Raw genomic sequence first — 24,914 nt, 5'->3', positions numbered from 1 at the left:
TTTAATGGCAGACCAAAATCTCCTTAGCGAAATTAATAAACGCCGTACCTTTGCGATCATCTCGCATCCGGATGCGGGTAAAACCACTATCACTGAAAAAGTATTGTTATTCGGACAAGCAATTCAAAAAGCTGGAACGGTAAAAGGCCGTGGTTCTAATCAGCATGCTAAGTCTGACTGGATGGAAATGGAAAAAGAGCGTGGTATTTCTGTAACGACCTCAGTAATGCAATTTCCATATAATAAGGCTTTGGTAAACCTGCTTGATACGCCAGGACACGAAGACTTCTCTGAAGATACCTACCGAACTTTAACCGCGGTAGATTCATGTTTAATGGTAATTGATGCCGCTAAAGGTGTAGAAGAACGTACCCGTAAACTAATGGAAGTAACACGCCTACGCACTACGCCTATTGTTACCTTTATGAATAAATGTGACCGTGATATTCGCGACCCAATGGAACTACTCGACGAAGTAGAAACAGAGCTAAATATTGCCTGTGCACCGATTACGTGGCCAATTGGCTGTGGTAAAGAGTTTAAAGGTGTTTACCATATCCATAACGAAGAAACCATTTTATACAAAACGGGTCAAGGCCACACTATTCAAGAAGTGCGCAGCATTAAAGGGCTAGATAACCCTGAGCTTGACCAAGCTATTGGTGATGAACTTGCAGCGCAATTACGTGACGAGTTAGAGCTGGTTATTGGTGCATCACACGAATTTGATTTAGATTTATTCTTAGCCGGTGAACTATCGCCAGTATACTTTGGTACTGCACTCGGTAACTTTGGTGTTGACCATGTTCTAGATGGACTGACTGAATGGGCGCCAACGCCTTTACCACGTGAAACTGAAGACCGCAAAGTTGTAGCAACAGAAGAAAACTTCACCGGGTTTGTATTTAAAATTCAGGCCAACATGGATCCGAAACACCGTGACCGTATTGCCTTTATGCGTATTGTGTCGGGTAAATACAGCCAAGGCATGAAAATGAATCATGTGCGTATCGGTAAACAAGTCAGTATTTCTGATGCGGTAACCTTTATGGCGGGCGATCGTGAGCGTGCGGCTGATGCTTACGCTGGTGATATTATTGGTTTACATAACCACGGTACGATTCAAATTGGTGATACCTTTACTCAAGGCGAAAAAATTAAGTTTAGCGGTATTCCAAATTTCGCCCCTGAATTGTTCCGTCGTATTCGTTTGCGCGATCCATTAAAACAAAAACAGTTATTAAAAGGATTGGTACAGCTTTCAGAAGAGGGCGCAGTACAAGTATTCAGACCATTAATTAATAATGACTTAATTGTAGGTGCGGTAGGTGTGTTGCAGTTTGACGTGGTTGTAGCGCGTTTAAAAGCTGAATATAACGTTGATGCAATTTACGAAAGCGTGAATGTAAATACAGCCCGCTGGGTTAGCTGTGATGATGTTAAAAAGTTTGAAGAGTTTAAGCGTAAGTGCGAAAGCAACTTAGCACTCGATGGTGGCGATAATTTAACTTACATAGCGCCGAGTCGTGTAAACCTTAACTTGTCGACTGAGCGTTACCCTGAAGTGACATTTAACCACACGCGTGAAAACTAGAACTGACCCACTAGCATTAACACAAAGCCTGCTTTGGCGGGCTTACAAAGGTAAATAATATAATGAATATTCGTACTATTTTAGTAGAAAAAGCCATTGCCGCTATGACTGCCGCAGGCCTACCTGAAGATACCAACCCAGCGGTTACACAAAGCACTCGCCCACAGTTTGGTGATTACCAAATTAATGGCGCGATGGGCGCGGCTAAAAAAATGAAAAGTAACCCGCGTGAATTAGCACAAAAAATTATTGATCAGTTAGATGTAAGCGACATTGCTGAAAAAACTGAAATTGCTGGCCCTGGTTTTATTAATATTCACTTAAAGCCAGAGTTTTTAGCACAAAGCGTACAAGCCGCTAATAACCACGCAAAACTTGCAGTAAATGAGCACGCCAAACCACAAAAAGTAGTGGTTGATTACTCATCGCCTAACCTTGCAAAAGAAATGCACGTAGGTCACTTACGCTCAACTATTATTGGTGATGCGGTAGTACGTGCGCTTGAATTTAGAGGCGATACCGTAGTACGTCAAAATCACATGGGTGATTGGGGCACACAATTTGGCATGTTGATTGCGCATTTAGAAGATCAAATTAACCAAGGTGTTGATTTAGACACTGTTGCGCTTGCTGATTTAGAAACTTTTTACCGCGATGCGAAAAAGCGTTTTGATGACGAAGAAGGCTTTGCTGATAAAGCGCGTAACTACGTAGTTAAACTGCAAGGTGGCGACGCTCACTGTGAAAAACTGTGGAAGCTATTTATTGCCACTTCAGTGAAACACTCTGAAGAAGTATACAAGCGTTTAAACGTAACCCTTACGCCTGCCGACATTATGGCTGAAAGTGCATACAACAGTGAACTTAACGATATTATAAGCTTATTAAAAGATAAAAATATTGCAGTAGAGTCGCAAGGCGCACAAGTGGTATTTTTAGATGAGTTGGCAAATAAAGACGGTGAGCCTTCAGCGTTTATCGTGCAAAAATCAGGTGGCGGCTTCTTATATGCAACTACTGATTTAGCGGCTTGTGATTACCGTTCAAACAAGCTAGGCGCTGAGCGTATTTTAATCTTTGTTGATGCGCGCCAAAGTCTGCACTTTAATCAAGTGGAGCTTACTGCACGTAAAGCGGGTTTATTACGCGATGAAACCAGTTACGAGTTTTGCCCATTTGGCACCATGATGGGTGCTGATGGCAAACCATTCAAAACCCGTACAGGTGGTACGGTTAAGTTAGCTGATTTACTTGAAGAGTCAATTACTCGTGCAGCAGCCAAACTCGCTGAGCGTGAATCAGATTTATCTGACGAAGATCGTAGTGAAATTGCCCGTAAAGTAGGTATTGGCGCGGTTAAATACGCTGACCTTTCTAAGCACCGTACCAGCGATTACATATTCAACTGGGACAGCATGCTAAGTTTTGAGGGTGCAACAGCCCCTTACTTACAATATGCTTATACGCGTGTTCGCAGTATTTTCCGTAAGTCAGGCGTAGATGCGTTAAGCTTAAAAGCCGATGTAAGTATTATTGAGCCGCAAGAGAAAACCCTCGCGCTTAAATTATTACAGTTAGAAGAAGTCCTTGATCTGATGATCAATGAAGCCACACCGCACGTATTATGTGGTTACTTATACGAACTAGCCAGTTTATACATGACATTCTATGAAGCTTGCCCAGTACTTAAAGAGGGCGTAGAGCCAAGTGTTCGTGATAGCCGTTTAGTGTTGTGTAATTTAGTGGCAGATACGTTAAAAACAGGATTGGATTTACTAGGTATCGAAGTCATGGAGCAAATGTAATCTGCTACGTGTAGTTCGCTTTGACTGCGTTGTCGTGCTTTTTTAGCCTAAGTCACATACTATATGTATGCTCCTTGGCATAATAAAGCACTTCGCCTTGTCAGCACTCCTACACTTGCAGATATCTGAGTTGTGTAGTTCGCTTTAGCTGCGTTGGTAAAACTATTTAGCCTAAGTCACATACAAACCGTATGCTCCTTGGCATAAATAGTTTTACCGCCTTGCTAGCACTCCTACACTAGCAGATAATTTTAGGTTTATATTGACACTGTTCGGAATGTTCACCAATTTTGTAGCTGATAGCTGATAGCTGATAGCTGATAGCTGATAGCTGATAGCTGATAGCTGATAGCTGATAGCTGATAGCTGATAGCTGATAGCTCTTTAGAAGGATTTGTTTATGAAACTCGAAGACATCCGCCGTGAATACCTGCAAGACGCGCTAAGCGAAGATAACTTGCAAGATGATCCATTCAAACAATTTGAAACTTGGCTTGAGCATGCTGTGGGCAGTAATATCCCAGACCCAACGGCCATGGTTGTGGCAACGGTCGATGAAACCGGTCAGCCTTCACAGCGTATTGTGTTGCTAAAGCATTTAGATGATAACGGTTTTGTGTTTTTTACTAATACCGGCTCACGTAAAGCGCAAGAACTAAAAGGCAATAACAAAATATCGCTGCACTTTCCGTGGCACCATATGGAGCGCCAAGTAATTGTGTATGGTGAAGCGCAGCCATTACCTACATCGGCAGTCGCTAAATACTTTTTATCTCGCCCTAAGGAAAGTCAATTAGCCGCATGGGCGTCGCAACAAAGCCGCCCGGTGTCGTCGCGTAAAGTGCTAATGGAAACCTTTGCCAACATGAAAAACAAGTTCGCTAAAGGCGAGATTCCACTCCCTGACTTTTGGGGCGGGTATTGTGTTGTGCCGCAAAAAATCGAGTTTTGGCAAGGCGGAGCGCATCGTCTGCATGATCGCTTTATGTATCAGCGTCAGGCCGATAATAGCTGGCAAATAACGCGCTTAAACCCTTAGTTGGCCGCTAGCTTTGCAATTTATAGACTCGCACTGTCATCTCGATTTTAGTGAGTTTGATACAAACCGCGAATCACTCATTAATGCCTGTGTAGCAAAGGGCGTTAGACAATTTATTGTGCCAGGTATTAGCTTGGCGCAATCTCAAAAATTACTTGAGTTTAAAGCAACCTACCCACAAGTCAGCATAGCGGCAGGGCTACATCCTTATTTTTTAGCGCAACATCAGCAATCGCACTTAGAATCGCTGTATAACTTTGCTAAAACAAACAAAACTCAGTTGGTGGCTATTGGGGAGTGCGGGCTCGATCGCAGTATCGAAAATCTTGAAAAACAAACTTTTCTGTTTGAGCAACAAATAGCGCTTGCTAATGAGCTTGAGTTACCGCTGATTGTGCATCACAGGCAAAGCCATGATTTAATAGCGCAATCGTTTAAGCGTTGTAAACCTAAGAATGGCGGTGTGATCCATGCTTTTTCAGGCTCAATACAACAAGCACAGTATTATATAAAAAAGGGTTTTAAGCTTGGAGTGGGTGGGGTTATAACCTATGAGCGAGCTGCTAAAACGCGTGCTGTTGTAGCAAAGCTTGAGCCACAGCATTTAGTGCTTGAAACTGACTCACCTTCAATGCCACTAAGTGGTTATCAGGGGGAGATAAACACCCCACTGCATATTCCTAAGGTGTTTAATGCGCTCTATGCTTTAAAGCCAAATAGCGATAAAAATCAATTAGCTAAGCAGCTTTATGATTCGTGCTCTGACGTTTTTTGTATATAACGATTTACCTGCCAGCGCTTTAATCCTCTGCCTAATTGCCAAGTAAAAATACAGGCAATTACTAGCATAAGTAACACTTGGCGACCTAAATCGTGAAAATGGTTATGGCTTGAAGATACCGCAGCACGCGTTAAATAGGTAATAGATACAAAGCCAATAGGGCGATTGTCGTCAGAAATAACTTGTTCAACAAACGGTGTTTTTAACTTACTAATGCCAGGCGATGAGTCTGGTAGTAAGCCATATACATGATGTGATTGCCAGTTATCGCTGCTTGCAAGCACTACACCTTGTTTATCATAAATGGTGGCTGAAAGAACAAACTCATCTTTACTAATATTGTTGCACAAGGTGGTGAGCTGCGATTTGTTTTTCTCTATCAGCGGGTTTTTGGCATTCAGTGCCATAAACTGAGTGAGTGACTTGGCTGCACTATTAGCACTATCATACAGTAGTTGATGGCTTTGAAAGCTACTGTTTATTCCTACCCAGCTTAATAATACAAAGCAGCCAGCGGCCAATAATAAACGAATTAAACGCTTTTTTTGCGAGGCTGTAAGTGGATTTTTAAGATGGTTATTTTTCATAGTCACCGTTTATGCTGCTGACAGCATTTTGATTTGATGTTACAACTACACTATAACCCTAAATCCCCCCTGATGGCGAATTTTGTATCTCATATCCTTATTATCAATGAGCTAAATGTCAGGAAATATAAACGGAGATCCCATGTCGAACGCGAACATGGCACAGCAAAGCGCTGAGCTATTATCATCATCACTTATTCTTAATAAGTGGTTTAGCTACCAACAAGGTGTTTTTACACCACTAAATACAACACCGAACAGAAACCAAGGGCTATTTGGTATTGCATTTGGCGGTGACTTTAATACGCAGCATATTAATAGCATTATTGAATTTTTTGCGGCTCACCAGCAAAATGTAACAGCAATTTGTCAATATCAGCCAGATTTAGGGTTATCTCCGGCATTGTGCTTCTACATAGAAAATGCAGAGCGCGCAATAAATCCTCTCGAACTTCAAACTTTTGCAAATACCTTGGCATGCCAGTTAGTGCAAGTTACCACCCCTCCTGACTTACAAAAACCGGGATTATTGGTAATGGATATGGATTCAACAGCCATTACTATTGAGTGTATTGATGAAATTGCACGTTTGGCTAATGTATACGACGAGGTTGCCAGCGTGACCGCGCAGGCAATGGCAGGCAAGCTTGATTTTAGTGAAAGCTTATACCAACGTGTTGCTAAGCTTGAAGGCATTGAAAAGAGTTTAATTGATGAGCTTAAAAGTACACTGCCTTTAATGCCGGGAATTAAAGCGTTATGCCAAATTTTAAAACACCACGATTGGTATTTAGCGATTGCATCGGGCGGTTTTGTGCCGTTTGCTGAGCGAGTGCAGGAGCTGATTAATTTAGATGAAGTGCATGCCAATGTGCTTGAATTTAAAGACGATAAACTAACAGGTAAGGTGTTAGGTGGGATTGTTGATGCTGAGCAAAAAGCGGTTGTTTTAAATGCCTTACAACAAAAACTGGGGCTTGAAAAAAGTCAAACTGTTGCCATTGGTGATGGCGCAAACGATTTAAAAATGATGGCTCATGCTGGCTTAGGCGTTGCTGTGCATGGTAAACCTAAAGTAGTTGAACAAGCCCAAGCTGCTATATGCCAAGGCTCGTTATTACAACTGTTATATATGCTGGCGGTTCCGCTAAACCCATCACAGGTTTAACGTAAACGGTTTAACCAAATTAGTTTGCGCCTAGACATTTGCTCAACCTGTTGTTGGTTGAGCGATAAATGCTCAAGCGCTTCATTACTTACATCAATAATGTCGCCAACACCTGATACCGACCACAAGGCATCCTCTAAGTCTTTGGCCTTGTGAATAGCGTATTGGCTTACGTATTTTAGCTCGTTTGCTAAGTAATCAGTATCGAGTCGACCAGTACGTGAAATATATAAACGCATTATAAAAACCAGCTCAGACTTCAGCCCTTTACTTATTTGCTGCTTAAACTCGCTACAGTCAGTACCTAAAACACACTGGCTGGTAATGGCATCGGCTATATTTTCTTTTTTAGGATCGAAGTTAATTACCAAACTAAACTCTAGCGGCGGATCTTGACGGGTGCGATCTTTAATATTAGGTGTGATCACATCAATTATGTGTGCTTTAGTAATAATATTCGATAAGTCTGTTTTAGCATTCAACAAGGCAAAATTTTGTAAAATAACATGCAGTGGGCTTGGATATAAACCAAATCCCATGGCGCCAATTTCAAAATGCGCCATTGATTTATGTAGATAAATTGGGAACTGACACAGCGTTTTGGTCACCATATTTCTGAGTGCCGTAGAAAGCCCGGGTACTTTAGGTGACTCTTCAGCTACTTTTAATTTTTGTTTATTGCTATTAATTAAAAGGGTAAAAAAATCGACCCCAGTATGAGGTGAGCCTTTATCTACATGCGCTTTCAAATTAATAGTAGTCAGCGATTTGCTTACTGCCATTACTTCATACTGAATGTGGCTGAGGGAATAACTTTTGGTAATTTTTTGCAAATCGGGAAATGATAACGAAACAATATCGCCTTTTTTAAAGTTCACTTCTTGATTGCACTCTAGCTGTAAGCCAAATATTGAAAAATCACGGGTATGCCCATGTAGTACCGCATCACGGGTATTAATTACCACATTAGTTTTGTATAAATAGCGCTTATTAGAGCGAAGATTTACATATTCTAGAGGCACAGTATTTAGCTCAGGAGGAGATTCATGCTTACTGTGGCCAAAAAACTTCAGCTTGTTAGCTAAGGCCTTATTAAACTCGTAATGTTGATAATGCTGTTGTTCATGTTTATTACCTACTTGGGTAAGCAGCATTAAATATTTTACGTCTTTTATAGCGCCCTCAACACGCGGTGAAGGCGGCTTGTTTAGTTTTTCAATATTTTTACCCAACGAGTTAGGTAAAGATAAAGGAATATAAGCATCCTCAGTGTGACTTGGCATTAGTTGTAATTTAAAGCAGCGCCAACTGTCTCTGCGGCTACCAAAACCAAAAAATAACGCTTTTAATTGTGCGTGTTGCTCAAGCTCGGAACGAGTTGCTGAGTAGTAATAAATTTTTCCTGCAGAGACATGAGTAAAGGTATATAAGTACTCTTCTTTTACAGCCACTGGTTTTAGTGCCAAGGTACGAATGCGTTTATGGTTTAACACACTGTATAGGCAAGATTTTTTGCCTTCGTCAGTAAAGTAACGCTGAATAAATAAACTGTTTTCGGTGGTTAAGCTCAGGCTCGGATAATAAACGCCGTTTTTCTGGCTAATAAAAACATATAGAGAATTAACCCTAGGGATGTAATATTGTTCATACCCCTTAGAAATAACCGCATCAAGGGTGTTATCTAAGTTCACTTTATAACGGCGTTTATTACCATGAATAAAGCTTTCTAAAAACCGATCAAACGCGCTGTTATTTTCTTCAAATGTACGTTTTAAGCGGATATGATTAAATTCATCTGAGGTGTTTTCTATCGCCACAACTTCATATTTAACACCACTTTTAAGGCCTAACTGAAAGTCTTGCTCTAAGCCTACTAAGTGCATAGTAATAGGCTGACCTTTTTTTAAGCTATATCGCGACGCCAACTTAATTTTACAGCCACTGAGAGAAATATCAGAGGTGCTAGCGTCAATTTTTGCTTGCCTGTCATACTCAATGGTAATTTTTATTGAGTAATTCATTCGCTCTTCACTACGACTTTCATAGGCTGCAAACTTAATAACATTGGTAGTTAGCTTGCGTTGCGGTTCTACTTTTTTTGCTGTGGTTGATTGCTGTTGTAATACCCGATAATTATTGTCGGTATTCATTACCGCTTCGTAAACTGCCAGGGTGTAGCCTTTATGTTGCTTTATTGCCGCTTCGAATACTTCAATTGCGGTGTCATCCATAAAGTGTTGCTTGTTTTTGTATTCATAAGGCTTTACTTGGCCGTTGACTAAACCACGTAGATCAATAAAGCGGTCTATCGGCTGAGATAAACGAGACATTTCCATTTTTATTAAAAACTGCTCGGGTTTAGTTAACTCTGCAGTTTTTGACTTGAAAATGAGATCAAACTTAGCATTTCCCAAATACTGTTTTAATTCATTTACAAGCGCTTCATGCTTAAGCAATACGTCTTCAGCCATTTATAAATCATCACCGTCTAATTTAAAAAGTAGGTATACTGTTGCAATTATTTATTAGAATATTTAATAAATCGAATCTCGCAAAACCGCCAAATGCGGCCCGATACTATGCATAACTTTACTTTGTGTTTATTGTTATTTTCTAATAGCCAATTAATTGGCAAGGGTTAATTAGTTTTTTAAAGCAAGAAACATGCCTTAAAGTGGACTAAGTGAAACTACATTAATATAGTATCAGTGTGAGACTAAATGCGCTGTTCCACAAGACGTTGTTGCTAAGACAAAGCCTGCAATGGCAAAATAAGCGCTTAACACTGTGTATTTCAAAATAAAGAATAGTAGGTAAGGTTTTAAATGGCTAAAGCGGCAAAAGTAGAGTTTGTTTGTACAGAATGTGGCATGAACTATCAACGTTGGCAAGGCCAGTGTCGCTGTGGTGCATGGAACACTTTAGCAGAGTTCAAACCTTCTGCAGGGCAAAACAAAAAGGTAGCTGCTCGTGCCAGTGTAGGTGGCTATGCTGGTGGCATTGGTGGTGGCTCTAAAAAAATTAATGATGTAGCTACCGCAGAGGCTGAAAAACAGCTTACCGAAATTGGTGAACTTGACCGTGTGTTAAGTGGCGGTGTAACCACCGGCTCAGTTAATATTATTTCTGGTGATCCTGGAGCGGGTAAAACAACGCTACTATCAGATTTAGTAGCAAGAATGTCTCAGCGTATGCCATCACTTTACTGTACCGCAGAGGAGTCATTATCCCAGTTTAAAAACAGGGTTAATCGTTTAAAGCTTAATTACAACGAAGATGAACTCTATTTACTGTCAGAAACCAGTGTTGAAACCATTATTGAAGAGCTGGATAAAAACAAAATTAAGTTTGCCGTTATCGACTCTATTCAAGCCGTTGTCACCGATACCGCTAATGGCAGCCCAGGTTCACCTTCTCAGGTAAAAAGTGCAGCTCAGGCATTGACTCAATATTGTAAGCAAAACGACGTGACTATGTTTATTATTGCTCACGTAAATAAGAATAATGAAATAGCTGGCCCGCAAACCTTAGTACACATAGTTGATGCACTGTTACATATTGATACCAACGATGGTCAAGTGCGTACTCTGCGTGCTAATAAAAATCGCTTTGGTGATATAGACACCGTCGGCATTTTTAAAATGTGTGAACGCGGTATGCTCAGTGTGGATAACCCCAGTGAAATTTTCTTATCGGGTTCAACCACTGAATCACCGGGGTCGACAATTACCTGTATCCGTAAAGGAAATCGTAATTTACTACTCGAAATACAGTGTTTAACCACTGAAACAGAAGCTGAGTTTCCACAGCGAGTGTGTGTTGGTTTAAATATGAACCGAATTAAAATGCTCACCGGTATTTTACGTAAGCACACTAAAACCAAAATATTCCACGATACATTTTTTAATATTGTCGGTGGTTTAAAAATTGATGAGTCAGAAACCTGCATTGACTTAGCGCTGGTTACTGCACTTTTAAGTAGTTTGAATGAATTCGTTGTTCCACGAACCACCTGTATTATGGGTGAGTTGAGTTTAAACGGTGATGTGCGCCCAATCGACAGTGGTGTGCCCCGTGTTAAAGAAGCGGCGCAGCATGGGTTTACTGAAATATTTATTCCATTTCGTAATTACCATAAATCCATGGAAGGACTGGGCGCTAAAATAACGCCAGTTAAAACCGTGCACGAACTACTTAGCTTAATAAATTAACACACAAAAAAGTGCTTAACGATGCATGTTCTCAATGTTAGTCTTGCAAAAGCCACTTATATAAAGAGTTGAATAAGGAAATAACATGAAAAAATTAGTGATTGCAGCCGCGATTATTGCTGCAGGTGTGGGTGGCGTAAGCTATGCAAACTATGTAGCAACACAAGAGGTACGTGCTGAGGTTGATAAGCAGCTAGCATTGGTGAGCGAACAAACAGGTGCTAGCTTTAACTACGCAGATCTATCGGCCAGTGTTATCTCAAACAGTGTTGCCATTAGTAACATAGAAGTGACCAGCCCTGAGGGTAAAAATATTGCCACGGTTGAGCATGTTGAAGTGACTGGTTACGAAACCGATAAAATATCGCCACATACCGCTTTTACACTAAAGAACTTCCAATTTGATAAAAGCTTTGTCGATACACTTCCTGCAGATACTAATGCACAACTTGCCTCGGCCAGCTATGATTTACACTCATCATTAGATTACGATGAGCAATCAGGTAACAGCGATATAGTTGTTAAACTGCACGCCAACGATATTGCCAGCATTGATATGAATATGGGGCTGGCTAATTCTAAAGCGCTTATGGATGCTTCACTAGAAATAAGCAAAGCTCAGCAAACAGCAGGTGATACACCGCTTACTTATGAGCAAGAGTTGCAACAGCAAACACTTATTATGCAAGCAATGAGCAAGTTAGAGCCACGCACTATGAGTGTAATGCTCGATAACCAAGGCGAGTTAAGTACTTTGCTAGAAAGTGAATTAGCCAAACAAGGTATGACACTAGAGCAGATGCAAATGATGCTAGCTCAACAGTTACAGCAAGCGCCGGTAACCGAAGAAATAGCGCAAGCATTAACTGACTTTGCTAAAGGTCTAAATTCGCTTAGTGTCTCAGCTAAACTGCCTGAAGGTAAAACCATGATGGAAGTAAATCAGCAGCTAATGATGTTAGCAGGGCAACCCGAAGAGCTGGTTAAATTTATAAATTTAGAAGTAAAAGGCAAATAATAGAATAAGTTGCCAGCTTCCAGTTTAATGTAAAAAGCCGTACTTGATTATTCAAGTACGGCTTTTATTATTTTAGCTGATAGCTGATAGCTGATAGCTGATAGCTGATAGCTGATAGCTGATAGCTGATAGCTGATAGCTGATAGCTGATTATTTAGTGAAGAATACGCGCTCTAATTGTACCTTCTACCGCACTGAGCTCCTTAAGTGCGACTTCTGAGTGATCGGTGTCTACATCAATAACCACGTAACCAATCGCTTCATCCGTTTGTAAGTACTGCGCGGCAATATTAATACCATGCTGAGCAAACGCTTGGTTAATTTGCGTTAGCACGCCAGGGCGGTTGTGATGCACGTGTAACAAGCGGCTGCGGTTGGCAAGTTCTGGCAGTGATACTTCAGGGAAGTTAACGGCAGTAATGGTTGAGCCATTATCTGAGTACTTAGCAAGCTTACCTGCTACTTCAATACCAATGTTTTCCTGTGCTTCTTGAGTTGAGCCCCCAATGTGCGGCGTTAAAATAACGTTGTCGAATTCACGCAGTGGCGAGATAAACTCTTCATCATTCGATTTAGGTTCAACTGGGAATACATCAATGGCTGCACCGCTAAGCTTCTTCTCTGTTAGCGCTTCTGCTAGGGCGTCTATATCAACCACAGTACCACGTGAAGCGTTAATTAAAATAGCGCCTTGCTTCATCACGGCAAGCTCTGCTGTACCAATTAGGTTTTTAGTTTGCGGAGTTTCTGGAACATGTAAGCTAATAATATCAGCACGTTGCAACAGCTGCGTTAAGTTATGTACTTGTGTAGCATTACCTAAAGATAGTTTGTCTTCAATGTCGTAATACTCCACGTTCATACCAATATTTTCAGCCATAATGCCCAACTGAGTACCAATGTGGCCGTAACCAATAATACCTAAGGTTTTACCGCGCGCTTCAAACGAGCCGTTGGCTGTTTTTAACCAACCGCCGCGGTGGGCAACGGCATTACGCTGAGGAATACCACGTAATAACAGCAATATTTCACCAAGTACAAGCTCAGCCACAGAGCGAGTATTTGAAAACGGTGCATTAAATACCGCAATACCTCGCTCACGCGCTGCGTTTAAATCTACTTGGTTTGTGCCAATACAAAAACAACCTACAGCAACTAGCTTTTCAGCTGCGTTTAATACAGATTCGTTAATATGAGTACGAGAACGAAGCCCTACAAAGTGCACATCTTTAATGCGCTCTATAAGTTCGTCCTCTGGCAACGATGTTTTAACGTAGTCGATATTGCTATAACCGTTACGTTTTAGCGTTTCAACAGCGCTTTGGTGAACACCTTCAAGCAAGAGAATTTTAATTTTGTCTTTTGCTAACGATACCTTACTCATAACCATATCCTATTTAATTTGTGGCCCATTTTTAGTGCCGATAATTACTTTATCAGCACCGCGCTCTGCAAATAGGCCGTTGGTGACTACGCCAACAATTTGATTTATTTGTGTTTCAAGCTGTTTAGCATGGGTAATTTTTAAATTATGTACGTCTAAAATAACGTTGCCGTTATCGGTTACAACACCGTGGCGATACACAGGGTCACCGCCAAGTTTTAATAATTCGCGGGCAACATAGCTGCGCGCCATCGGAATAACTTCAACTGGCAGTGGGAAGTCTCCTAAGGTATCGACTAGTTTTGTATCATCAACAATGCATACAAACTGTTTTGCTACTGCTGCCACTATTTTTTCGCGGGTAAGCGCCGCACCGCCGCCTTTGATCATTTCATTTGAGGCGTTAATTTCATCTGCGCCATCAACGTATACATCAAGTGCTGCTACATCGTTAAGCTCAAACACTTCTATGCCAAGCTCTTTTAAGCGCGCTGTAGATGCTTCTGAACTTGATACTGCACCAACGATGGTGTCTTTAACTGTGCATAGGGCATCAATAAAGTGATTAACGGTTGAGCCTGTACCTACACCTACTATGGTGTTTTCTTTTACAAACTCGAGTGCAGCCCACGCAGCTGCTTTTTTTAATTCATCTTGTGTCATTGTTGTCTGCTCATTGGTGTCAAAATAGCTGTTAGTTTACAAGATTAGTTGTTACCAACAGTAGGTTTTATTGGGTGTTATGATCGTTTTTAGTGGTACATCCCACGATTCAATCGGTAACTCATCGACTTGTTGGCACGCATGTGCGAGGCCAATAAGTTGCGGTTGTTGCCAGTGTTGTTCGTATAAACGTGCCAATGTTCTATCGTAAAACCCACCTCCCATTCCAAGGCGATTACCAAATTTATCAAATGCTACTAATGGCATTAAAACGTAATCAAGCTCAGGTAAGGGGCATATTTGAGAGCAGTTCAGCTTAGGCTCCAAGATACCATAGCGATTTGCTCTCATGGGTGAGTTTTTTTCATAGCGTTGAAATAGTAAATTAGCCCCATTAAATGGATGAATTACTGGCAAGTAAACAGCCTGGCCAGTGTTCAATAATTCATTAATTAACAATGAGGTATCTAATTCGCCATCATTACTTAAATAAAGCGCGATATGGCTTTTTTTGGCCGAATTTATGCTTTTTAAGTGTTGAATAAAATTCACTTTAAGCGATTCGGCGGCTAATTCTTGCTGGTTTTTTGATAGGTTATTACGTGCTTTACGAATATCGTGTCTTATTTGTGCGCGATTATTACTCATTAAATAACTTAACCGTAATTAAAAAGAGAATAAATTAGGAAATAATAAGTACATAGCAAGTACAATAAGCAATATTACGGCTGTAGAAATCAGCGAATATAAAACAAGGTTGCCGCGTTTTTTGGGCTCAGTAGAGAGAGGCTCATCAAGCATTAAATCGTCATCTTCCCATACTTCATTATTTTCATCAGGTAATGATAATTCAACTTCAGGGAGGCGTTGCTCAATATCTTCTAGTTTTTCTTCAAGGCGAATTAGGCTACTGGTAATGTAATCTAGGGCGTCAAATAAGCGCTGATCTCGTTGGCTGTCGTAAGCTGTTTGAGACGCCGTTTGTGTAGCCGCAGTTTGCTGAAGTTTACTTTTAATCCCCAGCGTTGAAAGTAACTTAGCTTGCTTGAGGGCTTTCTCTTTGTTGCTAGGAGCAAACAGCGGCTTGCCATTAAAAAATGCCGCCACCTTTTCAGGTGAGGTTTTTAGTTTTTCTGTCAGTGCATTGGTCACTGCTTGGCTGTCTGCGCCTTCTGCAAGTCCTACAAATATAACACGAAAATTGTCGGCCATTTTTTATCCCTAACACGCTTTATTGTATAAGCAGAGTATATACCTAAAATGTTAAACAGTTCGAGACTGTTTTATGACTAACTTAGTACACATAGCAAAACGGCCCTAAAAAGGGCCGTTTAAATATTAGCTAAGTGGCTTATAGACCAGCTGCTGCGCGAAGTGCGTCTGCTTTATCTGTGCGTTCCCATGGGAATTCGTCACGACCAAAGTGGCCGTAAGCAGCTGTTGGAAGATAAATAGGGCGCTCAAGGTCAAGCATTTGAATTAGACCGTAAGGGCGTAAGTCAAAGTGTTCACGAATAAGTTCAATTAAACGCGCTTCTTCTAATTTACCTGTGCCAAATGTTTCAACACTGATAGAAGTAGGCTCTGCAACACCAATAGCGTAAGACACTTGAAGTTCACACTTATCAGCAAGGCCTGCAGCAACAATGTTTTTAGCAACGTAACGTGCAGCATAAGCCGCTGAGCGGTCAACTTTTGATGGATCTTTACCAGAGAAAGCACCACCACCGTGACGAGCCATGCCACCGTATGTATCTACAATGATTTTACGACCAGTTAAACCACAGTCACCCATTGGGCCACCAATAACAAAACGACCCGTTGGGTTAATGAAAAATTTAGTTGCGCTAGTAATAAGCTCAGCAGGAAGTACTGGCTTAATAATTGTTTCCATTACCGCTTCTACTAAGTCATTTTGCGATACATCTTCGCTGTGCTGAGTAGAAAGTACAACGGCATCAATACCTACTGGCTTGCCATTTTCGTATGCAAATGTAACTTGTGATTTTGCATCTGGACGTAACCAGTTAAGCTCGCCGCTTTTACGAACTTCAGCTTGACGCTGCACTAAACGGTGAGAATAAGTAATTGGAGCAGGCATTAATACTTCAGTTTCGTTACATGCGTAACCAAACATTAAGCCTTGGTCGCCAGCGCCTTGCTCTTCAGGGCTTGTACGATCAACACCTTGGTTAATGTCTGGAGACTGTTTACCAATAGTGTTTAAAATTGCACATGAATCGGCATCAAAGCCCATATCTGAGTGTGTGTAACCAATTTCACGTACTGTTTTACGTGTAATTTCTTCGATATCAACCCATGCGCTAGTCGTGATTTCACCACCAACCATAACCATACCGGTTTTAACGTAAGTTTCACACGCTACACGGGCATGAGAGTCTTGCTCTAGGATAGCATCAAGTACCGCATCAGAAATTTGATCGGCGATTTTATCCGGATGACCTTCAGAAACAGATTCAGAAGTAAATAAATGTTTTGCCATTGTAATTATGCTCACAAATATTGCGCTTCACAAACGTCGGTATTAGCGCTAAAAAATTAAGGCGCGTATTTTATCTAAAACAAGCGAACTTGCATAGTTTTTTTACGCCTAGACGTCTAAATAAAATATCTAATAGTAAATGGTTCTTAAAAAATATTCATAATGTCCTATTTTTATGGGTTTTTAATTGCACACAGCCCCTACAATAAGTAAGAATGGAGGTATATAAATACCCGCGCAAATACATATAAAGGTAGGAGAATTCATGCCATCTCGCAAAGAACTTGCAAATGCTATTCGCGTCTTGTCAATGGACGCAGTACAAAAGGCCAAATCTGGTCACCCTGGAGCCCCTATGGGCATGGCTGATATCGCAGAAGTATTATGGCGCGATTATCTAAAACATAACCCAACAAATCCAGAGTGGGCTGACCGAGATCGATTTATACTCTCAAATGGTCACGGTTCAATGCTAATTTATTCTCTATTGCATTTAAGTGGTTATGATTTACCACTGGACGAAATTAAAAACTTCCGCCAAATGCACTCTAAAACGCCAGGCCACCCAGAATATGGATATGCGCCAGGAATCGAGACCACTACGGGTCCATTAGGTCAAGGGATCACAAATGCCGTAGGTATGGCAATTGCTGAAAAAGCATTAGCCGCTCAATTTAACCGTGAAGGCCATGACATTGTTGATCACCACACTTACGCATTTATGGGTGATGGTTGTTTAATGGAAGGTATTTCTCATGAAGCCTGTTCACTTGCTGGCACATTAGGCCTAGGCAAGTTAGTGGCATTTTGGGATGACAACGGCATTTCAATCGACGGTGAAGTTGAAGGCTGGTTTAGCGATGACACACCAGCACGTTTTAAAGCATACGGCTGGCATGTAATTAGCGACGTTGATGGCCACGATAGCGATGCTGTAAGTGCTGCAATTAGCGAAGCAAAAAGCGTGACCGACAAACCAACGCTAATTTGTTGTAAAACAGTGATTGGTTATGGCTCACCTAATAAATCAGGTAGCCACGATTGTCATGGTGCACCACTAGGTGATGACGAAATTAAAGCATCTCGCGAGTTCCTAGGTTGGACGGGTGATGCATTTGAAATCCCTGCTGACATTTATGCACAGTGGGATAACAAAGAAAAAGGCCAACAGCTTGAAGCAAGCTGGGACGAAAAATTTGCCGCATACGAAAAAGCATACCCAGAGCTTGCAGCAGAATACAAACGCCGTACACATTCAGAATTACCAGCTGACTGGGCTGAAAAATCACAAGCGTACATTGAAGAGCTACAAGCAAACCCTGCAAACCCTGCATCACGTAAAGCGTCGCAAAATGCATTAAACGCGTTTGGCCCGTTACTACCTGAGTTTATGGGTGGCTCTGCCGATTTAGCGGGTTCAAACTTAACAATTTGGGATGGCTCTAAAGGCTTAACGGCAGACGATGCAAGTGGTAACTACGTTTACTACGGTGTGCGTGAGTTTGGTATGTCGGCAATTATGAATGGTATTGCACTTCATAAAGGCTTTATCCCTTACGGTGCAACGTTCTTAATGTTTATGGAATACGCACGCAACGCGGTTCGTATGGCTGCATTAATGAAGCAACCAAGCATTTTTGTATACACGCACGATTCAATTGGTTTAGGTGAAGATGGTCCTACTCACCAACCAGTAGAGCAAATTGCCAGCATGCGTTTAACGCCTAACCTTTACAACTGGCGCCCATGTGACCAAGTTGAGTCGGCAATTGCATGGCAACAAGCTATTGAACGTAAAGACGGTCCTACATCATTAATCTTTACTCGCCAAGGCTTAGAGCAACAAGCACGTGATGCACAGCAATTAAGCGACGTTAAAAAGGGTGGTTACATCCTAAGTTGTGACGGCAACCCAGAGCTTATTCTTATTGCTACCGGCTCTGAAGTACAACTAGCGCAAGACTCTGCGAAAGAGCTACGTGCGCAGGGTAAAAAGGTACGTGTTGTATCTATGCCGTGTACTGATGCGTTTGAAGATCAATCGTCTGAGTACAAAGAAAGCGTATTACCAGCAAGCGTTTCACGTCGCGTAGCGATTGAAGCGGGTATTGCTGATTACTGGTACAAGTACGTAGGTTTAAATGGCGCCGTAGTCGGTATGACCACCTTTGGTGAGTCGGCACCAGCTAACGAGCTGTTTGAGTTCTTCGGCTTTACGGTAGAAAATGTAGTTAACAAAGCAAACGCATTGTTTTAATTAATTACTTTAGTGTTTTAAAAGCCCGCCCTGTGTAAAATAGAGCGGGCTTTTTTATGAGTTGTACTTTTATTACTTCCTCTAAAGCGCAGCGTCTCATCGCCCTCTTTATGCATAAATTACTAAAAATTCTGTTCGAAACTCGCAGCCCGTTGCTCGGCATATCTCTCTATAAAGTCGTTCATTTTTAATCTTTTGGCTTCTAAATGAGTAATTTTCAAAGCACTTAACTTGCAAGCCTTTCTCGTATCAGGCACTGTGAGCATAATTAAAATTATAAACTTAAATAAACAGGAGTGAGGATGTCTCAGTTTGATAATGTAAGTGTCGTTAAACAGGCCAACGTATATTTTGACGGTAAAGTATCGAGTCGTACCGTGGTATTTGGTGATGGCAGTACAAAAACATTAGGTTTTATGCAACCCGGTGAGTTTGAATTCGCAACCAGTAAAAAAGAATTGATGGAATTAAATGGCGGCCAATGGGAAGTGTTACTGCCAGGTGAGATTGAATGGCAAACAATGTCGGCAGGTGAATCATTTAACGTAGATGCTAATGTTAAATTCCAAGTAAAAGTCGCTGACTTTGCAGATTACTGTTGTTCATACACCGAATAAATATATAGTTGATTAAATTATCAGCACTTCTGAAAGGCCGCTATCACGCGGCTTTTTGCATACTTAATGCTAAATGAATGATCTAAATCAGGTGGGGTAATAAATAATTGCTAAATTTAGCTATTTTCTCTTGTGTTAATTCGTTTAGCCCCCAATACTAACTGTGAGGTAACATAAAAAAGGATACCCTATGAAAATTAATCTTTCTGGTCACCATGTTGACGTTACTGATTCTATTAAAGAACACATTAACGAAAAGTTTTCTAAAATTGAGAGTCATTTTCCATCATTGATAGCGCTCGACATTATTCTTTCAAAAGAGCATCACAAGTTCCAAGCAGAAATTAGTACAAATTATGAAGGTGCGCGAATATCAGTTAAAGGGGAAAACGAGGTTATGTACCCAGCCATTTCTAGCGCAGCTAAAAAACTCGATGCTGCACTAAAGCATCGTAAAGGGCAAATAAAAGCGAACTTACATGAAAAGCCTGTAAGTACCACACCTGAAATAGCACACGAAATCATCCAAGAGATGGATTTAAATTAATAACTAACAATGTGTTATTTTTAAAAAGAGCCTAAGGGCTCTTTTTTATTGCCTGTAAATTAGGTAAGTTATGCACTCACACAGTTTATTAATGATAAAAATTAATAATAAAAGCACATAACACACCAAATTTGAGAAGTTAATGCAGTACACACAAAGCACATGGAAGTCTCGGTTAGGGGCGCTCGGCCCGGGTATTTTAATGGCCACCGCTGCCATTGGTGGCTCACACTTAGTTGCATCGACCCAAGCTGGCGCATTATTTGGCTGGCAGCTATTTTGGCTTATTGTGGTGGTTAACGTTTTAAAGTACCCGTTTTTTCGTTTTGGTATGGAGTACACACTCGCTACTAAAAATAGTTTAGTCGAAGGGTATAAAAACCAAGGGCCTGGCTATTTTTACAGTTTTATTGCCCTCAATATTATTGCCGCAGTGGTAAATACCGCGGGCGTATTGTTGCTTACTGCGAGCTTATTACACTACGCATTACCTATTAGTATTCCTGTTACCTTATTGTGCTGGTTAATATTGGCTGCGTGTTTAATTATATTATTACTAGGGCACTTTAAAGCGCTCGATAACGTTGCAAAAGCTATTATGGGGCTACTTACTATAGCAACCATAACCGCATTAGTTATTGCTATAAATAACGGCCCTGTAGCTCCTGTAAACTATGTTGGCCCCTCACCATATGAACTTGCCATGTTAGGCTTTATGGTTGCCTTAATGGGCTGGATGCCAGCGCCTATTGAAATTTCGGCTCTGAGCTCGTTGTGGCTTAAAGAAAAACAAGCTCAGCAAAGTGTGACTAAAAGCCAAGGCTTATTCGACTTTAATGTAGGTTATTGGTTAACCGCCGGGCTTGCGCTGGTATTTTTTAGTTTAGGTGCGTTAGTGCAATATGGGCAAAGCAGTAATATAGAGCTTGGCGGTGTAGCCTTTGCTAAACAGCTGATTGATATGTATGCACTTACTATTGGCGAGTGGGCAAGGCCTTTGGTATCTGCCATCGCGTTTTTGTGTATGTTTGGCACCACACTCACCGTGCTTGACGGTTACGCCCGCACACTTAACGAATCGCATAAACTTCTTGGTTTTAAGCAATCAAAACACAGCTTAAATACGTGGCTTATATTACAAGCATTGGCCGGTATGGCGGTGATCTTATTTTTTAAATCAGCTCTTGGGCCCATGCTTACCTTTGCCATGACGCTTGCGTTTGTAACCACACCGGTTTTTGCATGGCTTAACTTCAGCCTAGTTCGCTCAGAGCCTGCGATTAAACACAGTCTACTTTTGCGTGGCTTAACCTGGTTAGGCTTGGTGTACTTGGTTGGTTTTGCTATGGCGTTTGTGGTTTGGAAGATGGTGTGATTTTATACTCGAGGTTCGAGGTTCGAGGTTCGAGGTTCGAGGTGAAACACCTTAGATAGTCAGCAGTGAGCGATAACCGGTCATTGAGATTGGCTAAATATCGTCGTTAATTGATTGGTGAAACTGCGCTTTGCACACATATTCATGAAAATGAGGCCTGAACACATATTGGTTCATTTAAATTTACCTGAAATTTTAGAAAACTTAGCAAGAGTAATAGTAATACCTCAGATAATTTGTTAAGACTATGCAAAGTAGAAAAATGAGCGTTAAGTGGGCAGAAATATACACGATGAGCGCACTATTAAATTGTTAGGCAAAAATAGGGATTGCAGATGCATAATCGAGATATACAGGAATTACTTGAGCATACTCAAAATGAAATATCTACTATTTCAGAGCAATCTAAAAATGGCACCATAAATAAAGTGTCGCTGAAAAATACGTTAGAGAACTTGCGAAGCATACTCGACTATTCAGCCCAAGATATGCATATTAAGCTGAAAACATTATCTAAAAATAAAATTCCAGAAAAGGTGTATTTTCCATATGGGCAAAGGGAAAACAATTTCAAGCAAAGCGTAAAGCGTAACCTTCCTAATCTATCGGAGCATATGCCATCAATTCATTCTTTAGTGCTTGACATGCAGCCATTTAAAAGTGGTGATTCTTGGTTGGTAGATTTATGTGTTTTAACAAATGATGCAAAGCATAACAACTTAAGTAAAACCGAGAATAGAAAAAGCAGAACCATTCATCAAGGTGGTATGGCGTTAGTAGAGTTTGGTGAAGGGTCGAAAATTACGATGACGGGTAATCGGGTTAATGGTGTGCTTCAAGATGACGTATTCATAAATTCTAATGGAACCACAAAAATAAAGCCTGTTGCAGGTAATACATTAATAACAGAAAATAATAAAATACAGTTTCATGGCAAACAAATTGAAGTGGTTCCCTTCTTAGAGTCATGCCACAAGAATTTATCTAAATTTGCTGCTGATCTGGCTTTGGAGCTACAAAATGCCTAACAAGTGCAGGCACGGCGGCGCCCACTACATTGCGCCTTCGGCTCCATTCCATGAGTGCACATACTGCAAGCGTTACCACTTTCTGCAATTGGCACTTTCCAGCCAATCGATAATGCAAAACGCCTAGGTTGATTGATGCAGCCTTTTTTCGTTAGGTTTCGCTGCGCTCAACCCAAGCCACCTCAAGCAACGTAAAAAAGTCACTCCCATATTAGGTTTAACATTTACCTGTTAGGGCTTTGAGCTGGCATTAATAGCAATATTAACTCAGCTCTTTTATCGCGCTACTTATCCCATCTAAACTCAGCGGGTACATGCGGTTGTTCATTAGCTGCTTTATAAAGTCAATTGATTGATAGTACGGCCAATGCTCAACCGGTTGTGGGTTGAGCCACGCGACTTTATCAAAGTGATTTGTGATTCGGTTCAACCACGCACTGCCGGGTTCTTCATTCCAATGCTCTACTGAGCCGCCAGGATAGGCAATTTCATACGGGCCCATAGTGGCATCACCAACAAATATAACTTTGTAGTCACTGGTGAACTTGTTGATCAGCGTCATGGTGTCAATAACGTTTGAGTGGCGGCGTTGGTTATCTTGCCACACGTGCTCGTATAAGCAGTTATGAAAGTAGTAAAATTCTAAGTGTTTAAATTCGCTGTGGGCGGCGCTAAATAACTCTTCACAGGTATGAATGTAGTCATCCATTGAACCGCCAATATCAAACAGCATCAATACTTTTACCGCGTTGTGGCGCTCGGGGGCCATTTTGACATCGAGCATGCCGCCTTGCTTGGCGGTCGCGCGAATAGTCTCGTTTAAATCAAGGGTGTCGCTTGCGCCAGTACGAGCAAATTTGCGTAGTTTTTTAAGTGCCAGCTTTATGGTACGTGAACCAATTTCGCGGTCAGAATCGAGATTACGGTATTCACGCTTATCCCACACTTTTACAGCTTGGCGATTGCGGTTGCCGTCTTGACCAATACGCACACCCTCAGGGTTATAACCATACGCACCAAAAGGCGAGGTACCGCCAGTGCCGACCCATTTATTGCCGCCTGCGTGGCGTTTTTGCTGTTCTTCTAAACGCTCTTTTAGGGTTTTCATTAGCTCGTCTAGCCCGCCCATGGCTTTTAGTTGGGCTTTTTCTTCATCGCTTAGGTGCTTTTCAAACTCTTTACGCAACCAATCTTCAGGTAAGTTGTGTTGCTGTTTTAAGCTCTCGAGTAGGTCTAAGTCGGCAATACCGCTAAAGTAATCGCTAAAGGCTTTATCGAACCGGTCAAAATGGGTTTCGTCTTTTACCATAATAGTGCGCGCTAAATGATAAAACGCGTCTACATCAGCAAATATAACGCCTTGTTTTAAAGCGTTAATTAAATCGAGTAGCTCTCTTAGGCTCACTGGTAAGCGGTATTCTCGTAATTTGAAGAAAAACTGTACCAACATGTTAGCGACGGCTCATAAACGCAAGTTTTTCGATTAGGCTTATGTCTTGCTCGTTTTTAAGCAGCGCACCAAACATCGGCATTAAACCGCCTTTTTGCGCTTTGTCGTGCAGGGTTTTTGCGTCTATATCTTCAGCCATTAATAGTTTTAACCAATCCAGTAATTCGCTGGTAGATGGCTTCTTTTTAAGGCCGTTGGCTTCACGTAAGTTAAAAAATACTTCTAGCGCTTGGCGAACTAAATCTTGTTTAACATGCGGGTAGTGCACATCAATAATTTGCTGCATTTCGTCGCTATTTGGAAAATCAATATAATGGAAAAAGCAGCGGCGTAAAAACGCATCAGGCAGCTCTTTTTCATTGTTTGATGTGATGATCACAATAGGGCGCTCTTTGGCCACAATGCGCTCACCGGTTTCGTATACATGAAATTCCATTTTATCGAGTTCGAGTAGTAAATCGTTTGGAAACTCAATATCGGCTTTGTCTATTTCGTCAATAAGCAGTACTGGGCGTTTGCCGTTTAATTCAGCGTACATGAAGGCTTGCCACAGCTTACCTTTAACTATGTAGTTGCTAATATTGTGAACGCGCTCATCACCTAGCTGGCTGTCGCGCAAACGCGATACCGCATCGTACTCGTACAAACCTTGCTGCGCTTTAGTGGTTGATTTTATATGCCACTGAATAAGCTCAGTATCTAAACTTTTCGCTAACTCTTCGGCCAGCATGGTTTTACCTGTGCCAGGCTCGCCTTTAATTAAAAGCGGTTTTTGCAGCATAATAGCGGCGTTTACTGCCTGTTTTAATGCTGAGCTTGCGATGTAATTATCAGTAGAATTAAATTGCACGGGTTATCCTTTATCTGGTCTGAGCAGTAATTATTAT

At 41.2% G+C, this 24,914-nt stretch carries 21 protein-coding genes; 12 read left to right on the top strand and 9 right to left on the bottom strand.

What is annotated here, in order from left to right; all coding sequences use genetic code 11:
* Window positions 1–4 precede the first annotated feature (4 nt).
* The 4 genes from prfC (at window position 5) to BW139_RS00865 (ending at window position 5,219) form a co-directional block, all read left to right on the top strand.
* A complete protein-coding gene (prfC, locus tag BW139_RS00885; RefSeq protein ID WP_076918345.1) occupies window positions 5–1,594 on the top strand; it encodes a peptide chain release factor 3 in 1,590 nt (529 codons plus the stop codon).
* 62 nt (window positions 1,595–1,656) lie between these two features.
* Window positions 1,657–3,399: an arginine--tRNA ligase gene (argS, locus tag BW139_RS00880; protein ID WP_076918344.1), complete on the top strand. Its 1,743-nt coding sequence runs from the start codon at window positions 1,657–1,659 to the stop codon at window positions 3,397–3,399.
* Window positions 3,400–3,799: 400 nt separating this feature from the next.
* Window positions 3,800–4,438: a pyridoxamine 5'-phosphate oxidase gene (pdxH, locus tag BW139_RS00870; protein ID WP_076918343.1), complete on the top strand. Its 639-nt coding sequence runs from the start codon at window positions 3,800–3,802 to the stop codon at window positions 4,436–4,438.
* Between the two features lie 13 nt (window positions 4,439–4,451).
* Window positions 4,452–5,219 carry a TatD family hydrolase gene (locus BW139_RS00865; RefSeq protein ID WP_076918342.1) on the top strand — a complete coding sequence of 256 codons (768 nt, stop codon included), beginning with the start codon at window positions 4,452–4,454 and terminating at the stop codon, window positions 5,217–5,219.
* Here the strand turns inward: BW139_RS00865 and BW139_RS00860 are convergent.
* On the bottom strand, window positions 5,186–5,806 hold the full coding sequence (locus BW139_RS00860; RefSeq protein ID WP_008110298.1) for an AhpA/YtjB family protein: 621 nt from the start codon (window positions 5,804–5,806) through the stop codon (window positions 5,186–5,188). The genes BW139_RS00865 and BW139_RS00860 overlap by 34 nt on opposite strands.
* A gap of 142 nt (window positions 5,807–5,948) precedes the next feature.
* On the opposite strand from BW139_RS00860, the gene serB reads away from it, so the two are divergent.
* Entirely contained in the window at window positions 5,949–6,974 is a 1,026-nt protein-coding gene (serB, locus tag BW139_RS00855; protein WP_008110300.1) for a phosphoserine phosphatase SerB, read from the top strand.
* On the opposite strand, the gene BW139_RS00850 is transcribed toward serB, so the two are convergent.
* Window positions 6,971–9,445: a PilZ domain-containing protein gene (locus BW139_RS00850; protein WP_076918341.1), complete on the bottom strand. Its 2,475-nt coding sequence runs from the start codon at window positions 9,443–9,445 to the stop codon at window positions 6,971–6,973. The two genes, serB and BW139_RS00850, sit on opposite strands and share 4 nt — an antisense overlap.
* 354 nt (window positions 9,446–9,799) lie before the next feature.
* On the opposite strand from BW139_RS00850, the gene radA reads away from it, so the two are divergent.
* Both radA and BW139_RS00840 read left to right on the top strand, forming a co-directional pair.
* Window positions 9,800–11,185 (top strand): DNA repair protein RadA, encoded by a 1,386-nt coding sequence (radA, locus tag BW139_RS00845; protein ID WP_008110304.1) that lies wholly within the window; start codon window positions 9,800–9,802, stop codon window positions 11,183–11,185.
* A gap of 85 nt (window positions 11,186–11,270) precedes the next feature.
* Window positions 11,271–12,203 (top strand): hypothetical protein, encoded by a 933-nt coding sequence (locus BW139_RS00840; protein WP_076918340.1) that lies wholly within the window; start codon window positions 11,271–11,273, stop codon window positions 12,201–12,203.
* Window positions 12,204–12,357: 154 nt separating this feature from the next.
* Here the strand turns inward: BW139_RS00840 and serA are convergent, their stop codons facing one another.
* The 5 genes from serA to metK form a co-directional block, all read right to left on the bottom strand.
* Window positions 12,358–13,587 (bottom strand): phosphoglycerate dehydrogenase, encoded by a 1,230-nt coding sequence (gene serA, locus BW139_RS00835; protein WP_076918339.1) that lies wholly within the window; start codon window positions 13,585–13,587, stop codon window positions 12,358–12,360.
* Window positions 13,588–13,596: 9 nt separating this feature from the next.
* Window positions 13,597–14,250, bottom strand: coding sequence for a ribose-5-phosphate isomerase RpiA (gene rpiA, locus BW139_RS00830; protein WP_076918338.1), 654 nt, complete (start codon window positions 14,248–14,250; stop codon window positions 13,597–13,599).
* Window positions 14,251–14,301: 51 nt separating this feature from the next.
* Complete coding sequence (locus BW139_RS00825; protein WP_076918337.1) at window positions 14,302–14,898, bottom strand: 5-formyltetrahydrofolate cyclo-ligase; 597 nt, start codon at window positions 14,896–14,898, stop codon at window positions 14,302–14,304.
* A gap of 18 nt (window positions 14,899–14,916) precedes the next feature.
* Window positions 14,917–15,462 (bottom strand): hypothetical protein, encoded by a 546-nt coding sequence (locus BW139_RS00820; protein WP_076918336.1) that lies wholly within the window; start codon window positions 15,460–15,462, stop codon window positions 14,917–14,919.
* A gap of 139 nt (window positions 15,463–15,601) precedes the next feature.
* Window positions 15,602–16,753: a methionine adenosyltransferase gene (gene metK / locus BW139_RS00815; RefSeq protein WP_008110316.1), complete on the bottom strand. Its 1,152-nt coding sequence runs from the start codon at window positions 16,751–16,753 to the stop codon at window positions 15,602–15,604.
* A 265-nt stretch (window positions 16,754–17,018) separates the two neighbouring features.
* Between metK and tkt the strand changes: the two genes are divergently transcribed.
* The 5 genes from tkt to BW139_RS00790 all read left to right on the top strand — a co-directional run bounded on the left by tkt (window position 17,019) and on the right by BW139_RS00790 (window position 22,577).
* Window positions 17,019–19,010 carry a transketolase gene (tkt, locus tag BW139_RS00810; protein ID WP_076918335.1) on the top strand — a complete coding sequence of 664 codons (1,992 nt, stop codon included), beginning with the start codon at window positions 17,019–17,021 and terminating at the stop codon, window positions 19,008–19,010.
* A 302-nt stretch (window positions 19,011–19,312) separates the two neighbouring features.
* A complete protein-coding gene (locus BW139_RS00805) occupies window positions 19,313–19,627 on the top strand; it encodes a pyrimidine/purine nucleoside phosphorylase (RefSeq protein WP_076918334.1) in 315 nt (104 codons plus the stop codon).
* A gap of 190 nt (window positions 19,628–19,817) precedes the next feature.
* A complete protein-coding gene (hpf, locus tag BW139_RS00800; protein WP_008110321.1) occupies window positions 19,818–20,174 on the top strand; it encodes a ribosome hibernation-promoting factor, HPF/YfiA family in 357 nt (118 codons plus the stop codon).
* 142 nt (window positions 20,175–20,316) lie between these two features.
* The gene (locus BW139_RS00795) at window positions 20,317–21,549 is read left to right on the top strand and encodes an NRAMP family divalent metal transporter (RefSeq protein ID WP_076918333.1); all 1,233 of its coding nucleotides are present in this window, start codon (window positions 20,317–20,319) and stop codon (window positions 21,547–21,549) included.
* Between the two features lie 335 nt (window positions 21,550–21,884).
* The gene (locus BW139_RS00790; protein WP_076918332.1) at window positions 21,885–22,577 is read left to right on the top strand and encodes a hypothetical protein; all 693 of its coding nucleotides are present in this window, start codon (window positions 21,885–21,887) and stop codon (window positions 22,575–22,577) included.
* A gap of 262 nt (window positions 22,578–22,839) precedes the next feature.
* Here BW139_RS00790 and BW139_RS00785 read toward each other — a convergent pair whose 3' ends face one another.
* Together BW139_RS00785 and BW139_RS00780 are read right to left on the bottom strand one after the other, a co-directional pair.
* Window positions 22,840–24,027, bottom strand: a complete 1,188-nt coding sequence (locus tag BW139_RS00785) for a VWA domain-containing protein (RefSeq protein ID WP_076918331.1) — start codon at window positions 24,025–24,027, stop codon at window positions 22,840–22,842.
* Window position 24,028: 1 nt separating this feature from the next.
* The gene (locus tag BW139_RS00780; protein WP_008464234.1) at window positions 24,029–24,877 is read right to left on the bottom strand and encodes a MoxR family ATPase; all 849 of its coding nucleotides are present in this window, start codon (window positions 24,875–24,877) and stop codon (window positions 24,029–24,031) included.
* Window positions 24,878–24,914 lie beyond the last annotated feature (37 nt).

The organism is Pseudoalteromonas sp. SK18, from assembly GCF_001974855.1.
GTDB lineage: Bacteria > Pseudomonadota > Gammaproteobacteria > Enterobacterales > Alteromonadaceae > Pseudoalteromonas.
The sequence above is the reverse complement of the archived record's forward strand: the minus strand, read 5'-3'. Positions and strand labels throughout refer to the sequence as shown.